This window comes from Pedococcus sp. P2_E4 (assembly GCF_056403935.1).
Window position 1 is genome coordinate 59,952 of the sequence record NZ_JBFUEO010000011.1, and the last position, 15,202, is coordinate 75,153.

General features: G+C 70.3%; 15 protein-coding genes and 1 tRNA gene. 9 read left to right on the plus strand and 7 right to left on the minus strand.

Features of this window, described 5'->3' with window-relative positions; translation table 11 throughout:
* The first annotated feature begins 101 nt into the window (after positions 1-101).
* The 5 genes from AC1DV7_RS07770 to AC1DV7_RS07790 all read left to right on the plus strand — a co-directional run bounded on the left by AC1DV7_RS07770 (position 102) and on the right by AC1DV7_RS07790 (position 4,867).
* Entirely contained in the window at positions 102-1,079 is a 978-nt protein-coding gene (locus AC1DV7_RS07770) for a pirin family protein (RefSeq protein WP_477596241.1), read from the plus strand.
* Positions 1,080-1,213: 134 nt separating this feature from the next.
* Complete coding sequence (locus AC1DV7_RS07775) at positions 1,214-1,414, plus strand: hypothetical protein (protein ID WP_477596242.1); 201 nt, start codon at positions 1,214-1,216, stop codon at positions 1,412-1,414.
* A gap of 143 nt (positions 1,415-1,557) precedes the next feature.
* On the plus strand, positions 1,558-3,093 hold the full coding sequence (locus AC1DV7_RS07780; protein WP_477596244.1) for a Re/Si-specific NAD(P)(+) transhydrogenase subunit alpha: 1,536 nt from the start codon (positions 1,558-1,560) through the stop codon (positions 3,091-3,093).
* A 6-nt stretch (positions 3,094-3,099) separates the two neighbouring features.
* Complete coding sequence (pntB, locus tag AC1DV7_RS07785; RefSeq protein WP_477596246.1) at positions 3,100-4,491, plus strand: Re/Si-specific NAD(P)(+) transhydrogenase subunit beta; 1,392 nt, start codon at positions 3,100-3,102, stop codon at positions 4,489-4,491.
* Between the two features lie 136 nt (positions 4,492-4,627).
* Entirely contained in the window at positions 4,628-4,867 is a 240-nt protein-coding gene (locus AC1DV7_RS07790) for a hypothetical protein (protein WP_477596248.1), read from the plus strand.
* 154 nt (positions 4,868-5,021) lie between these two features.
* On the opposite strand, the gene AC1DV7_RS07795 is transcribed toward AC1DV7_RS07790, so the two are convergent.
* From AC1DV7_RS07795 to upp, 7 genes are all read right to left on the minus strand, one after another.
* Positions 5,022-5,417, minus strand: a complete 396-nt coding sequence (locus AC1DV7_RS07795) for a VOC family protein (protein ID WP_477596249.1) — start codon at positions 5,415-5,417, stop codon at positions 5,022-5,024.
* Between the two features lie 112 nt (positions 5,418-5,529).
* Positions 5,530-7,017 (minus strand): amino acid permease, encoded by a 1,488-nt coding sequence (locus AC1DV7_RS07800; RefSeq protein WP_477596251.1) that lies wholly within the window; start codon positions 7,015-7,017, stop codon positions 5,530-5,532.
* 156 nt (positions 7,018-7,173) lie between these two features.
* Positions 7,174-9,492 carry a catalase/peroxidase HPI gene (katG, locus tag AC1DV7_RS07805; RefSeq protein ID WP_477596253.1) on the minus strand — a complete coding sequence of 773 codons (2,319 nt, stop codon included), beginning with the start codon at positions 9,490-9,492 and terminating at the stop codon, positions 7,174-7,176.
* 77 nt (positions 9,493-9,569) lie between these two features.
* Positions 9,570-10,013: a Fur family transcriptional regulator gene (locus AC1DV7_RS07810; protein WP_477596255.1), complete on the minus strand. Its 444-nt coding sequence runs from the start codon at positions 10,011-10,013 to the stop codon at positions 9,570-9,572.
* Between the two features lie 59 nt (positions 10,014-10,072).
* The gene (locus AC1DV7_RS07815; RefSeq protein WP_477596257.1) at positions 10,073-10,873 is read right to left on the minus strand and encodes a PH domain-containing protein; all 801 of its coding nucleotides are present in this window, start codon (positions 10,871-10,873) and stop codon (positions 10,073-10,075) included.
* A 3-nt stretch (positions 10,874-10,876) separates the two neighbouring features.
* Positions 10,877-11,044 carry a hypothetical protein gene (locus AC1DV7_RS07820; protein ID WP_477596259.1) on the minus strand — a complete coding sequence of 56 codons (168 nt, stop codon included), beginning with the start codon at positions 11,042-11,044 and terminating at the stop codon, positions 10,877-10,879.
* Positions 11,045-11,245: 201 nt separating this feature from the next.
* Positions 11,246-11,884 (minus strand): uracil phosphoribosyltransferase, encoded by a 639-nt coding sequence (gene upp, locus AC1DV7_RS07825; protein ID WP_477596261.1) that lies wholly within the window; start codon positions 11,882-11,884, stop codon positions 11,246-11,248.
* Positions 11,885-11,948: 64 nt separating this feature from the next.
* Here upp and AC1DV7_RS07830 point away from each other — a divergent pair, with 64 nt between their 5' ends.
* The 4 genes from AC1DV7_RS07830 (at position 11,949) to AC1DV7_RS07845 (ending at position 15,096) form a co-directional block, all read left to right on the plus strand.
* Positions 11,949-12,452, plus strand: a complete 504-nt coding sequence (locus AC1DV7_RS07830) for a nucleoside deaminase (protein ID WP_477596300.1) — start codon at positions 11,949-11,951, stop codon at positions 12,450-12,452.
* On the plus strand, positions 12,449-13,072 hold the full coding sequence (locus AC1DV7_RS07835) for a DedA family protein (protein WP_477596263.1): 624 nt from the start codon (positions 12,449-12,451) through the stop codon (positions 13,070-13,072). The genes AC1DV7_RS07830 and AC1DV7_RS07835 overlap by 4 nt, the downstream gene beginning before the upstream one ends.
* A gap of 90 nt (positions 13,073-13,162) precedes the next feature.
* Positions 13,163-13,252 (plus strand) — tRNA-Ser (locus AC1DV7_RS07840).
* A gap of 335 nt (positions 13,253-13,587) precedes the next feature.
* Complete coding sequence (locus AC1DV7_RS07845) at positions 13,588-15,096, plus strand: DEAD/DEAH box helicase (RefSeq protein WP_477596265.1); 1,509 nt, start codon at positions 13,588-13,590, stop codon at positions 15,094-15,096.
* Positions 15,097-15,202: the final 106 nt, after the last annotated feature.

Genomic DNA, 15,202 nt, shown 5'->3' on the forward strand with positions numbered 1-15,202 from the left:
GTGGGCCAAGTGGCCCACCGGCTGTCGTGTGCCCGGGAATGCCTTGACTGGCCGGCCGGTTCTAGGAGATAGTTGAATTTCGAACTAGATCGGAGAGCTCGATGCCTGCCGTGACCGTGAGTGACCTGACCGTCCTGCCCCGCGTGCCAGCCCCCGCTGCCACTGCGACGCCCCGGGCCGTGCGCTCCATCTCGACCGCGCCCAGCGGCATCGAGGGGGAGGGGTTCCCGGTCAAGCGCGCCTTCGCGGGGGTCGACCTGCGCGACCTCGACCCGTTCATCCACATGGACGAGATGGGCGCCGTCGAGTACGCGCCCGGTGAGCCCAAGGGCACGCCCTGGCACCCGCACCGCGGCTTCGAGACCGTGACCTACATCATCGACGGGATCTTCGACCACCAGGACTCGTTCGGAGGTGGCGGCACGATCACCAACGGCGACACCCAGTGGATGACGGCCGGCGCCGGGATCCTGCACATCGAGGCCCCGCCGGAGCACCTCGTCATGAGCGGCGGCCTGTTCCACGGGTTCCAGCTGTGGGTCAACCTGCCCAAGGTCGACAAGCTCAAGGCCCCTCACTACCAGGACCTGCGCTCCGGCGAGGTCGGCTTGGCCACGTCGGCGGACGGCGGGTCGCTGTTGCGCGTCATCGCCGGTGAGGTCGGCGGCGTGACCGGTCCCGGGTCCACCCACACCCCGATGGCGATGGTCCACGCGACCGTGTCGCCCGGTGGCGAGCTCGTCGTGCCGTGGCGCCGCGAGTTCAACGCCCTGGTCTACGTCATGAGCGGCGACGGGTTCGTCGGTCCCGACCAGACGCCGGTCGGGCCGGGCCAGCTCGCCGTGTTCGGCCCCGGGGACACCATCACCCTCTCCTCTGCACGCACCCAGCAGGAACGGTATGCCGCGGGGCTCGACGTCGTCATCCTCGGCGGCCTGCCCATCCGGGAGCCGGTCGCGTGGGCCGGGCCGTTCGTGATGAACACCCGGGCCGAGCTCGTGCAGGCCTTCCAGGACCACGAGGCCGGCCGGCTGGGCCAGCCCGTGCCCCACGGCGACGTGGGCGGCAGCACCGCCTGAGCCCCTCTGGCGGCGCGGGCGCGCGTCTTCGATGGGTTGACCACGCCAGGGTGTGGCCGATCCATCAAAGACTGCATTGGCGCCGCCTCAGGAGATACGATACGGTGCGTAGCGTATTGAAAGGAGCCGAGTTGATGACCACTCGCACCCGCGCCACCGTGCGCGCCACCCAGTACGACCGGCGGGCCCGCCACCGCGCGCAGGGCTACCCCCACGACTACCTGCACGAGAACCGCCCCTACGCGCAGACCCAGGCCGACATCGGCGGCGGCCTGCTCCTCGGCGGCATCACGCTCGTCGTGCTGATGGCCCTCCTCGTGCTCGGCCTGGTCTGACCGGACCGCCTGCCGACCGCACCGTCGCGCCCGTCGTCCACCCGCTGGACGGCGGGCGCGACTGTCCTCACATTGCGACGCCATTGCAGCGGCTCACCCCCTAGGTTGGGCGAGGTCACGGCCTTCCAGCGACGGGAGCAAGAGTGCGCATCGGTGTTCCAGCAGAGTCCAGGCCGGGGGAGACCCGGGTCGCCGCCACGCCCAAGACGGTGGGCCAGCTCATCGGCCTGGGCTACGAGGTGGCGGTCGAACGTGCCGCTGGCGCGCGTGCCTCCTTCTCCGACGAAGCGTATGCCGCGGCGGGCGCCGCCGTCGTCGACGGCACCGAGGCATGGGCGTCGGACGTCGTCCTCAAGATCAACGCACCGACCGAGGACGAGATCGCCCGACTGCGGCGGGGGACGGTCCTGGCCTCGCTGATCTCCCCAGCGCTCAACCCCGAGCTGGTCGACCGCCTGACCGCCGCCGGCGTCACGGCGCTGGCCATGGACGCGGTCCCGCGCATCTCGCGGGCGCAGTCCCTCGACGTGCTCTCCTCGATGGCCAACATCGGTGGTTACCGAGCCGTGATCGAGGCGGCCCACGAGTTCGGCTCGCTGTTCACGGGCCAGGTCACCGCCGCCGGCAAGGTCCCCCCGGCCAAGGTCCTCGTGGTCGGCGCCGGTGTGGCCGGGCTCGCCGCCATCGGCACCGCCAGCAGCCTGGGCGCGATCGTCCGGGCGTTCGACGCGCGGTCCGAGGTGGGCGAGCAGGTCGAGTCGATGGGCGCCGAGTTCCTGCGCATCGCGGTCGAGGACGAGGGTCCCTCGGCCACCGGCTACGCCAAGGAGATGGGCGAGGACTTCAACCGCAAGGCCGCCGAGCTGTATGCCGAGCAGGCCAAGGACGTCGACATCATCATCACGACGGCACTCATCCCGGGCCGCCCGGCGCCCCGGCTGATCACCGAGGAGATGGTGGCCTCGATGAAGCCGGGATCGGTCGTGGTCGACATGGCTGCGTCCAACGGCGGCAACGTCGCCGGGACGGTCGCCGACCAAGCCGTCACCTCGGCGAACGGCGTGAAGCTGTTGGGGTACACCGACCTGCCGGGCCGCCTGCCGACCCAGGCGAGCCAGCTGTTCGGCACCAACCTCGTCAACCTGCTCAAGCTGCTGACCCCGGGCAAGGACGGCCAGCTGGTGCTCGACCTCGACGACGTCGTGCAGCGCGGGATGACGGTGTGCCGCGACGGCGAGACCCTGTGGCCGCCACCGGCCGTGCAGGTCAGCGCCGCACCGGCTGCGACCGCGGCGCCGGCCGCACCTGAGCCCGCAGCGCCGAAGAAGCCGCGAGACCCCAAGCTCCGGTACCTCTGGATGGCGATCGCCGCTTTGGTGTTCGCCCTCGTGGCGTCGCAGTCGCCGGCGATCTTCCTGGGCCACTTCACCGTGTTCGCGCTCGCCGTCATCGTCGGGTTCTACGTCATCTCCAACGTGGCCCACGCGTTGCACACTCCCCTGATGTCAGAGACCAACGCGATCAGCGGCATCATCCTGGTCGGCGGTCTCCTGCAGATCGACAGCGACGACGCCGTGGTCAAGACGTTGGCGTTCCTCGCGATCATGGTGGCGACCATCAACATCTTCGGTGGTTTCGCCGTCACCGGTCGCATGCTCCAGATGTTCCGGAAGGACTGAGCCGGTATGAGCGGCAACGTGACCAACAACCTCGTCCAAGCGGCATACATCCTCGCGGCCGTCCTCTTCGTGCTGTCGCTCGCCGGGCTCTCGAAGCACGAGAAGGCCAAGGAGGGCAACGCCTTCGGCGTGCTGGGGATGACCATCGCCCTCGTCGCGACGGTCTGGGGGGTCCTTGCCAGCTCACCTCACGCGCTGAGCACGCTGCTGTTCATCGTCGTGGCTATGGCGATCGGTGCGTCGGTCGGCCTCTGGCGGGCGCGCGTCGTCGAGATGACCCAGATGCCCGAGCTGGTCGCGATGCTGCACAGCTTCGTCGGCCTCGCGGCGGTGCTGGTCGGGTTCAACTCGCACCTGACCGTGGGTGATGCCTCCGACACGATCCACAGCGTCGAGGTCTTCCTCGGGGTGTTCATCGGCGCGGTCACGTTCACCGGGTCGATCGTCGCGTTCCTCAAGCTCAGCGCGCGCATCAAGTCCTCGCCGCTGATGCTGCCCGCCCGGCACTGGCTGAACCTGCTGGCGCTGGTGGTGTCCGCCGGGCTGCTCGTGTGGTTCGTCCAGTCGCACTCGGTCGTCCCGCTGCTGGTGATGACCGCCATCGCCCTGGCGTTCGGGTGGCACCTCGTCGCTTCGATCGGCGGCGGCGACATGCCCGTCGTGGTGTCGATGCTCAACAGCTACTCGGGCTGGGCTGCGGCTGCTGCGGGCTTCATGCTCGGCAACGACCTGCTCATCGTCACCGGGGCGCTGGTCGGCTCCTCCGGTGCGATCCTGTCCTACATCATGTGCAAGGCCATGAACCGGTCCTTCTTCTCAGTCATCGCCGGTGGGTTCGGCCAGGAGGTCTCGGTCGGTGACGACAAGGACTACGGCGAGCACCGCGAGACCATCGCCGCCGACGTAGCCGAGCTGCTGCGCGACGCCTCGACCGTCGTCATCACGCCCGGCTACGGCATGGCCGTGGCGCAGGCGCAGTACCCCGTCGCCGAGCTGACCAGCCAGCTGCGCAAGAAGGGCGTCAACGTCCGGTTCGGCATCCACCCCGTCGCCGGTCGCCTGCCCGGCCACATGAACGTGCTGCTGGCCGAGGCGAAGGTGCCCTACGACATCGTGCTCGAGATGGACGAGATCAACGGCGACCTCTCCGACACCGACGTGGTGCTCGTCATCGGCGCCAACGACACCGTCAACCCCTCGGCCGCCGAGGACCCGACCAGCCCCATCGCGGGGATGCCGGTGCTCGAGGTCTGGAAGGCGCGCCACGTCGTGGTGTTCAAGCGATCCATGGCGACCGGCTATGCAGGTGTGCAGAACCCGTTGTTCTTCAAGGACAACAGCCAGATGCTCTTCGGCGACGCCAAGGAACGCGTCGAGGACATCATCAAGGCCCTCTGAGACCCAGCGCTCAGGACCTTGCAGGCGTCGGCCGGCGGCGGTACGTCACCCCCGAAGCGATTCCCCGGTGCCAAGCAACCGTCCTCTCATGCCGATGAGCGCGCACAAGGCGGCGACGTCCTGAGAGCATCTTCACGTGACCGACGACTCGACCCTGCCGGAGACCCTGACGCTCGATGAGGCGTATCGGGCTGCCTTCTTCATGACGGACTTGTATGTGGGCATGGAGACCAGCCCCGACAAAGGCTTGGTTCTGTTCCACCAATACCTGCAGACGGACCCGGCGCGCTGGGAGGACTGGAAAGAGTCGATCCGTGCTGCCCTTCGGTCCGACGCGAGCCCTGATCCGCTGGTCGAGAACCTCAGTCGCGACTGAACGGAAAACGCACTCTCTTGCCGTGGACAGTTCGATCGGACTACCGACGAGCGGTCGTCTGCTTCTGCCCTACCTCAAGGGCTCGTCGTGCCAGAACGAGCGTTCCAATCGTGCTCGGCCAGGTCATCCACAGTGGCAAGGCGTGATGGTCCGGTCAGCTGCCTTGCGGCGGGGGGTGGCCGGGGTCGGCGACGACGCAGAACTCGTTGCCCTCAGGGTCCGCCATCACCTGCCACCAACTGTCGATGGCCTCCAGCAGGTCGGTCACGGGCTCGCCGATCCGCCTGCCTCCCAACGCTTCCAGCCGTTCGACCAGGGCCGGGACGCCGAGCTCGAGCGGCGGGTGCACGTCCACATGCATGCGGTTCTTGCCGACCTTCTCCTCGGGCACCCGTTGCAGGATGAACACCGGCCCGGGGGGCTCGCCCTCTCGCGGGCGCAGCACCTCGAACTCGGGCAGCGAGAACACCGCGTCGTAGCCCAACGCCGCGCACCAGAAGGGCACGAGCACCGACAGGTCACGTCCGTCGAGGACGACACTGAGCCGCATACCCCCACCATGCCGTATGGGGTGCGGCACCGACCCGAGGTCGCCCGCTTTGGGGGTGCAAGGGTGAGGAATGCGTCACTCCTGCACCCCCAAAGCGGGGGAAGGCCGGGGGTCAGGTGCTCGTCAGGCTGGGGATCTCGCCCTCCTTGGGGTTCCCGGAGAGCCGGCTGCTGCGGTAGCCGTACGCGAAGTAGATGACGAATCCCAACGCCATCCAGATGACGAAGCGGATCCACGTCTCGACGGGCAGCGTGAGCATGAGGTAGCCGCAGATGGCCGCGGACACCCACGGGACCACAGGCGAGAACGGCACTCGGAATGGCCGTTGCAGGTCTGGGCGGCGCCGGCGCAGCACCGGGACCGCGAGCGAGACGAGGAAGAAGGCCGACAACGTCCCGATGTTGATCATGAACTCGAGCTTGCCGACCGGCGTGAGCGCCGCGACCAGTGCCACGACCACGCCGACGATGACGGTGATGCGCAACGGTGTGCCGGTGCGGTGGTTGGTCTTGCCCAGCCACGGCGGCAGCAACCAGTCGCGCGACATCGCGAAGACCACTCGGGACGTCCCGATCAACAGTGTCATGACGACCGTGGTGAGGCCTGCCACGGCGCCTGCGGAGATGAGGGTGGCGTAACCGGACTTCCCGACGCTCTCGAAGGCGGTGGCCAGGGAGGCTTCGGTCGAGAGCTTGTCGAAGCGGACCATGCCGGTGAGGACGACCGCCACCGCGCAGTAGAGGACGGTGCAGATGACGAGGGAGGCGATGATGCCGATCGGCAGGTCGCGCTTGGGGTTCTTGGCCTCCTCGGCCGTGGTCGCGACGACGTCGAAGCCGATGTACGCGAAGAACACCAGGGACGCCGCGGCGAGGATGCCGGGGATCCCGAAGTGCGACGGGGCGAAGCCGAACGCCCACTCGATCAGCGGCGACTCGAGCGAGGACTTGGCATTGGCGGGCTGGCTGGGCGGGATGAAGGGCGTGTAGTTGGCCGACTTGATGAAGCCGATGCCGGCGACGATGACGAACAGCACGATGAAGACCTTCAGGGCCACCAGCACCAGGTTGACGCGCAAGGACTCCTTGATGCCGATGCTCACGAGGATGCTGAGCACGATGACGAGCACGAACGCGGGCAGGTCGAACCGCGAGCCGTAGGCCACGGACTCCGGGATCGTGAACCCGAGGTGGTCGAGGAACACCCCGAGATAGGCCGACCACCCCTGGGCCACCACGCTGGCGCCCAGCATGAGCTCGAGGAGCAGGTCCCAGCCGATGATCCAGGCGACGATCTCACCGAGGCTGGCGTACGAGAACGTGTAGGCGGAGCCACTGATGGGGATCGACGACGCGAACTCGGCGTAGCACAGCGCGGCCAGACCGCAGCAGACCGCGGCGGCCACGAAGGACAGCACGACCGACGGCCCCGCCAGCTCCTTGGCCGCCCGTCCCGCGACGGTGAAGATGCCGGCGCCGATGACGACGCCGACACCGAAGACGGTGAGGTCGAGGGCGGTGAGTCGCTTCTTGAGCTGGTACTCGGGCTCGTCGCCGTCGCGCATGGACTGCTCGACGGACTTGGTGCGGAACATGGACATCGGCGCGGCCTCCCGATCTCGGTGCGAGCCGCAGCACCGCGACCCGAATTGCAGCCAACCTAGCGTCGGTGAGGGGGCTGCGCTCTCCGGCGATCCGGCATACGAAACGTCCGGGCCGGCCCGCAGGGGCCGACCCGGACGTCGTGGTGTGGTGGGTCAGACGAGGTCGTAGCGGTCGAGCTCCATGACCTTGACCCAGGCGGCGACGAAGTCCGCGACGAACTTGTCCTTGGCGTCGTCGCTCGCGTAGACCTCGGCCAGCGCCCGCAGCTCGGAGTTCGACCCGAACACCAGGTCGGCCCGCGTGCCGGTCCACTTCACCTGCCCGTCGCCGTCCACCGCCTCGTATGACGTGGAGTCCGGTCCGGTGGCCCGCCAGGCCGTGTCCATGGCGAGCAGGTTGACGAAGAAGTCGTTCGTCAGCGTGCCGGGTCGGTCGGTGAGGACACCAGCCGTGGACTGCTGGTGGTTGGCGCCCAGCACCCGCAGGCCACCCACGAGCACCGTCATCTCGGGTGCGCTGAGGGTGAGCAGGTTGGCCCGGTCGACGAGCAGGAACTCGGCGGGGAGCCGCTGGCCCTTGCCGTCGTAGTTGCGGAACCCGTCGGCCCGCGGCTCCATCTCGGCGAACGACTCGACGTCGGTCTGGTCCTGCGTCGCGTCCGTGCGACCCGGGGTGAAGGGGACCTCGATGTCACGCCCGGCGGCCTTGGCGGCCAGCTCGACGCCGACACCACCGGCGAGCACGATCAGGTCGGCCAGGGAGATCCGCGTGCCACCTGACTGGGCTGCGTTGAACGACTCCTGGATGCCCTCCAGCGTCCGCAGGACCGTGGCGAGCCGGGCCGGGTCGTTGACGTCCCAGCCGTTCTGCGGCTCGAGGCGGATGCGCGCACCGTTGGCGCCACCGCGCTTGTCGCCACCGCGGAACGTGGAGGCCGAGGCCCAGGCCGTGGACACGAGGTCGGCGACGGACAGGCCCGAGGCCGCGATCTGCTCCTTGAGGGAGGCGACATCGGCCGCGTCGACCAGGTCGAAGTCGACCGCCGGGACCGGGTCCTGCCAGATCAGGACCTCGCTGGGCACCTCGGGCCCGAGGTAGCGCACGACGGGTCCCATGTCGCGGTGGGTCAGCTTGAACCACGCGCGGGCGAAGGCGTCGGCGAACTCCTGGGGGTTCTCGAGGAACCGCCGGGAGATCTGCTCGTAGACGGGGTCGACCCGCAACGCCAGGTCGGTCGTGAGCATGTTGGGGGCGATCCGCGTGGTCGAGTCGTGGGCGGCGGGGACCGTGCCCTCGCCGCCGCCGTCCTTGGGCTTCCACTGGTGGGCGCCGGCCGGGCTCTTGGTCAGCTCCCACTCGAAGCCGAAGAGGTTCTCGAAGAAGTGGTTGCTCCACTGGGTGGGCGTCTGGGTCCAGGTGACCTCGAGCCCGCTGGTGATGGTGTCGGCGCCCTTGCCGGTGCCGTACGAGCTGCGCCACCCGAGGCCCTGCTCGGCGAGCTCCGCGCCCTCCGGCTCGTCGCCGACGTGCTGCTGCGGGTCGGCGGCACCGTGGGTCTTGCCGAAGGTGTGGCCACCGGCGATGAGGGCCACCGTCTCCTCGTCGTTCATCGCCATCCGGCGGAACGTCTCGCGGATGTCGCGCGCAGCGGCCAGGGGGTCCGGCGTGCCGTTGGGGCCTTCCGGGTTGACGTAGATGAGGCCCATCTGGACGGCGGCGAGGGGGTTCTCCAGCTGGCGGTCACCGGTGTAGCGCTCGTCGCCGAGCCACTCGGTCTCGGGGCCCCAGTAGACGTCCTCGTCCGGCTCCCACACGTCGACGCGACCGCCACCGAACCCGAAGGTCTGGAAGCCCATGGTCTCGAGGGCGACGTTGCCGGTGAGGATCATCAGGTCGGCCCAGGAGAGGTTCTGGCCGTACTTCTGCTTCACCGGCCAGAGGAGCCGGCGGGCCTTGTCGAGGTTGGCGTTGTCGGGCCAGCTGTTGAGCGGGGCGAACCGCTGCTGGCCGGCGCCGGCTCCACCGCGGCCGTCACGGATCCGGTAGGTGCCGGCGCTGTGCCAGGACATGCGGATCATGAAGGGGCCGTAGTTGCCGAAGTCCGCCGGCCACCAGTCCTGCGAGGTGCTCAGCACGTCGGCAATGTCACGCTTGACGTCGTCGAGGTCGAGGCTGTTGAAGGCCGCCGCGTAGTCGAAGTCCGACCCGAGCGGGTTGGCCACGGCCGGGTTCTTGGCGAGGATCCGCAGGTTGAGCCGGTCGGGCCACCAGCCCCGGTTGCTGCCGCCGCCCTGCGTGGGGTGCGGGGTGCTGTGGGCGACCGGGCACTTGCCCTTTGAGGCGGTGCCGTCGGTCACCCCGTCGGCCTGGGGGTTCGTCTCGGCGGTCAGGGGCTGGTCCGGGTCCCACCCCGCTGCGTTGGCCTCGTCGGCTCGCTGGGTGGGGCTCAGGGGCTGGTCGGTGTCCGACATGTGGGTTCCTTCCACGGGGGTCGAGGGCGGGGCGGTGGTCTGGTCTGGGCGGGGCGGTGGTCTGGCCTGGATCGTCGTCAGCCGGTGGCGGCGACGGGGTCGTGGGCGGCGCACTCGGGGCACAGGCCCCAGTAGACGACCTCCGCCTCCTCGATGACGAAGCCGTGGTCGTCGGCCGCCGTGAGGCACGGGATCTGGCCGACAGCGCAGTCGACGTCGGCGATGGTGCCGCACCCCCGGCAGACGACGTGGTGGTGGTTGTCGTCGACCCGGGACTCGTAGCGCGCCACCGAGCCGGCCGGCTGGATCCGGCGCAGCAGTCCGGCCGTCGTGAGCACGCGCAGCACGTCGTAGACGGCCTGGTGCGACACGTCGCCGAGCTCGCCACGCACGACCCGGATGACGGTGTCGGTGTCGGCGTGCGGGTGCTCGCGCACCGCTGTCAGCACGGCCACCCGGGGCCGGGTCACCCGCAACGAGGCGGCGCGCAGCAGCTGCTCGAGCTCGGGAGTGCTGGCCACGCCCCGAGCCTGTCCCATTGTCTTGAATGAGTCAAGAACAGGATCAGCAGTCGGACGGCCTAGTCGTCGTCCCAGCGCTGGACGCCGGGCCGCGGGCGCAGGGGGATGGGACCGGTGTCGGCACTGCGGTCGCGGGCCCGCAGGTCGGGGCTGCGGTAGAGCGAGTCGGCCCGCTCGTCATACGGGTCGCGCGGGTCGTGCGTGTCGCGCGGGTGGACCGGGGAGTGCCGTGGGTCGTCCCACCCGGCATACGGGTCGGGTGCGCCGGCGGGGCCGGCCGCCCGGGAGGCCCACCCGGCGTCCCAGTCGTCCTCGAACCGGTCGTCGTGGCCGTCGGCCGGCAGGTCCCGCTCGCGGTCGCCGACCCCGAAGATCTCCGCACAGATGGCGCGGTAGTGGTGGTCGGGCTGGGGGACCCAGTTGACCTCGCGCAGGGCCTGGTCCTGGCCCGCCGACTCCATCACGAACCTGCCGTAGCCGAACAGCCGTCCCGGCACCGACCGCTCGAACGACATGTCGGTGACCTTCATCAGCGGCATCATCGAGACCTTGCGGGTGATGAAGCCGTAGAAGAGCAGCAGTCGCTTGTCGGTGGCGACGAACCAGTCGTGGCGCCACTCGGCGACCTTGAAGAGCATCCGGCCGACGAGGGCGAACCAGGCCCACCACAGGACCGTCGACACGAGGCCGAGCGCGGGGTCGATGGTCGAGTCGACCCACAGGGCCACGACCGCGCCCACGACTGCCGAGCCGACGGGCTCGGCGACCTTGCCCCAGTGCTGGTGGACGGCCGTGACGAGGCGCTCGCCGTCAAGGAGGTAGCGGTCGAGCTCCTCGTGGCGCCCCTCACGGCCGGGCACGGCCTACCTGCTGAGGAGTGCGTCGAAGAAGGTGCCGATGCTCTTGGCGCCGTCAGCGAGCATCGAGCCGGACGTCTTGAGGATGTCGGCGGCACGGTCGGGGGAGGTGAAGACCGCGTACGCGGCGAACGCGACGAGGACCCAGAGCAGGACCTTCTTCACGCGCTGCATGTCGTCTCCTAGGGCATCTGGGGGGCTTCGGGCAGACAAGTGGCGTGCCGTGCAGGGCAAACCTCAACGACCCACGTTGCCAGATCTTCCCCGTGCCACGGGTGAGGCGCGCCGCGACCGGACCCGGCGGCACGGCATACCCCGGACCGGGCCCGCCGACCCCGGACCGGTCCGCGACGGCGCTCGCGGACCCCGCGCGGGTCAGACGACGCCGTAGAGGCGGTCGCCCGCGTCCCCGAGCCCGGGCACGATGTAGCCCTTGTCGTTGAGCTTCTCGTCGAKGGCGCCGGTGACGATGGTGATCGGGATCTCGAGGTCCGCCAGGGCCTCCTCGACGTGCTTGATGCCCTCGGGGGCGGCGAGCAGGGTGACGGCCGTGATGTCGTCGGCGCCGCGGTCGGCGAGGTAGCGGATGGCGTCGACGAGGGTGCCGCCGGTCGCGAGCATCGGGTCGACCACGTAGCACTGGCGGCCCTTGAGGTCGTCGGGCAACCGGTTCGCGTAGGTGATGGCCTCGAGCGTCTCCTCGTTGCGCTGCATCCCGAGGAAGCCCACCTCGGCGCTCGGCAGCAGCCGCACCATGCCCTCGAGCATGCCCAGGCCCGCGCGCAGGATCGGCACGATGAGCGGCTTGGGGTTGGACAGCTTGATGCCTGTCGTCGGGGCCACGGGCGTCTCGATGTCGAACGGCTCGACCCGCACGTCGCGCGTGGCCTCGTAGGCCAGCAGCGTCACCAGCTCCTCGGCCAGCCGCCGGAAGGTCGGGCTGTCCGTGCGCTTGTCGCGCAGGTAGGTCAGCTTGTGCGTGATGAGCGGGTGGTCGGCAACGTGGACGCGCATAGGCGAAACTTAGCGCGTGACCCCACCACGCGGACCCTCGGTCGACGAGCGGTATGCCGCGTGGATGGGGCTCGCGCTCGACCTCGCCTCCGACGCGGCGGTGGGGGGCGACGTACCCGTGGGTGCCGTGGTCGTGTCTCCCGACGGCGAGGTGATCGGGCGCGGGCGGAACCTGCGCGAGGTCCTCGGCGACCCGACGGCGCACGCCGAGGTGGTGGCCCTGCGCGAGGCGGCCCAGCACGTGGGCGAGTGGCGGCTCGAGGGGTGCACGCTCGTCGTGACCCTGGAGCCCTGCCCGATGTGCGCCGGGGCCCTGCTGCTGTCGCGGGTGTCGCGGCTCGTGATCGGGGCCTGGGACCCGAAGCTGGGGGCGACCGGCTCGGTCTGGGACATCGTGCGCGACCGGCACGCCAACCACTTCGTCGAGGTCATCGGTGGGGTGCGCTCCTCAGAGTGCTCTCAGCTGTTGCTGTCATTCTTCGAGCGGCACCGCACGAGCGGGGCGCAGGACGGGCAGGACGACGGGCAGCTCGACGGGCGGATCGACGGGCAGGGGCAGCACGCGTGAGTGGTGTCGTCGACGGGCTCGTCCACACCGTGCTCGGGGCTCCGCCCTGGCTGGTCTACGTCATCGTCGGCCTGGTGGTCCTGGCGGAGGACGCGCTGTTCGTGGGGTTCGTGCTGCCCGGCGAGACGCTGGCGATCATCGGTGGCGTGACCGCCAGCATCGGCCACACGTCGCTGAGCGTGGTCCTGCTGGTCGTCGTGCTGGCGGCCGTGGTCGGCGACTCGATCGGGTACGAGATCGGCCGGCTCTTCGGGCCGCGGATCATCGGGCACCGGTTCTTCGACAAGCGCCGCGCGAGACTCGACTCGGCCCAGGACTTCCTGCGTCGACGGGGCGGCTCGGCGGTCTTCCTCGGTCGGTGGACGGCGTTCTTCCGGGCGGTCATGCCGGCGCTCGCCGGGCTGTCGGGCATGCGGTACCGCGTCTTCCTGCCGTGGAACGCCGTCGGTGGCATCGCCTGGGGTGGCGCAGCCGTGACCGCCGGCTACTTCGCGGGCGAGTCGTACCAGCGCGTCGAGACGTGGCTGGGGCAGGGCGCCGCAGTGGTCGTCGGCCTGGTCGTCCTCGTCGCGCTGGCGGTCTGGGCCGTCCGCCGCCACCGTCGCGAGGCTGCGGGTTAGGAGTCGGGCCCGGCGGCGGGTGGGGCGGGGGGTTCGGCGCCCCGGCGGGCGATTTCGTGAGCACTCCACCGCTCTAGTAACCTGCTCCGCGGTGGCGTGTCCGAGCGGCCTAAGGAGAACGCCTCGAAAGCGTTTGTGGGTGAAAGTCCACCGAGGGTTCAAATCCCTCCGCCACCGCCAGAACGCAGAAGGACCCGACGAGCTTGTCGTCGGGTCCTTCTGCGTTTCCCGGGCCTCGGCACGTTGCCGCGCCGACTGCACGTTGCCGCGAGCGCACCCGCGGCAACGTGCAGCACCCGCGGCAACGTGGGCCGGCCACGGGAGATCGGCTCGCGGACGTGGACCCGATTGGGGAATGCGGGGCACCACCGATAGCCTTGACCCAGATGGCGAGCACCGATGCCCGCCTCAGGTCGTCTGCTTCGCGCCCCAACTCTGGTTGGCGCCGTCAGCTCACAGTTCGCGTGAGTGGTCCAGCAACTGCGGCCACCCCCACTGCTGACGAAAGTTCTGTCGTGTCTGACACCCGTTCCACCGTGCCCTTCGCCGACCTCGGCGTCCCCTCGCGCCTCGTGCGCGCCCTCTCCGACGGCGGCATCCTCGAGCCGTTCCCGATCCAGGCCGCGACCCTGCCCGACTCGCTCGCCGGCCGCGACGTCCTCGGTCGTGGCCGCACGGGCAGCGGCAAGACGATCGCCTTCGCGCTGCCCACGATCGCCGCCCTCGCGAAGTCCGGCCGTCGCCGTAACCCCGGCCAGCCCCGCGCGCTCGTCCTCGTGCCGACCCGTGAGCTCGCGAACCAGGTGGCAGAGACCATCACCCCGCTCGCGACAGCCATGGACATGCGGACCATGACGATCTTCGGTGGCGTCGGCCAGAACCCCCAGGTCGCCACCCTGCGCAGGGGCGTCGACGTCGTCATCGCGACGCCGGGCCGCCTCGAGGACCTCATCGGCCAGGGCCACGTGCGGCTCGACGCCGTCGAGGTCTCGGTGCTCGACGAGGCCGACCACATGGCCGACCTGGGCTTCCTTCCCGCGGTCAAGCGCCTGCTCGACGCGACCCCGCGCGACACCCAGCGCCTCCTCTTCTCCGCGACGCTGGACAACGGCATCGACCAGCTGGTCCGCCGCTACCTCCACTCCCCGGTCACCCACTCGGTCGACAGCGCCGCGTCCCCGGTGCCGGCGATGGCGCACCACCTGTTCCACGTGAGCAGCGCCGACAAGGCCGACATCGTGCGCCAGCTGGTCGCCGGTCAGGGCCGCACCCTCGCGTTCACCCGCACCAAGCACGGCGCCAAGAAGCTCGCGAAGCAGCTGACCGCCTCGGGGATCCCCGCGGTCGAGCTGCACGGCAACCTGTCCCAGGGCGCTCGCCAGCGCAACCTCGCCGCCTTCGGTGAGGGCACGACCCGCGTCCTGGTCGCCACCGACATCGCGGCTCGCGGCATCCACGTCGACGACGTCTCGCTCGTCGTCCACGTCGACCCGCCGGCCGAGCACAAGGCCTACCTCCACCGTTCCGGGCGCACCGCGCGCGCCGGCGCCGAGGGCACGGTCGTCACCGTGAGCACCCCCGAGCAGCGTGGCGACACCCGCACGTTGATGCGCCAGGCCGGGATCAAGCCGACCACCGTCGACGTGACCCCCGGACACCCCGCCATCGGCGCGCTCACCGGCCCCGCCRCCGAGCTCGTCACCCCGGCACCCGTCCAGGCCCCGCAGCAGGGTCGCGGCGGTCAGGGTGGTGCCCGTCGTGGCGCCGCAGATCAGGGTGGCGGCCAGGGTGGCCGCGGCCAGCGTCGTACCCGCGACGAGAGCGGCTCCGCGGGCAGCCGCAGCCGTCGCGGCGGGTCGCAGTCGACCCGCGGCGAGTCGGCCCGGCCGCAGGAGTCGCGCCACCAGGGCGGCCGTTCGACCGGTTCGCCGCGCAGCTCGTCCGCTCGCCAGGGCGGCGCCACGCAGGGCACCTCACGCTCCGGCGGCATCGCCGGGTTCTCCTCGGGTCGCCGCGGCCGCTGAGCCGCGGCCGCTGAGCCGCGGCCGCTGAGCCGCGGCCGCTGAGCCACGGCCGCTGAGGCGCGGGCGCTGACGCGCACCCCTGGGTCGCGGGCGCTGAGCCGCCGCA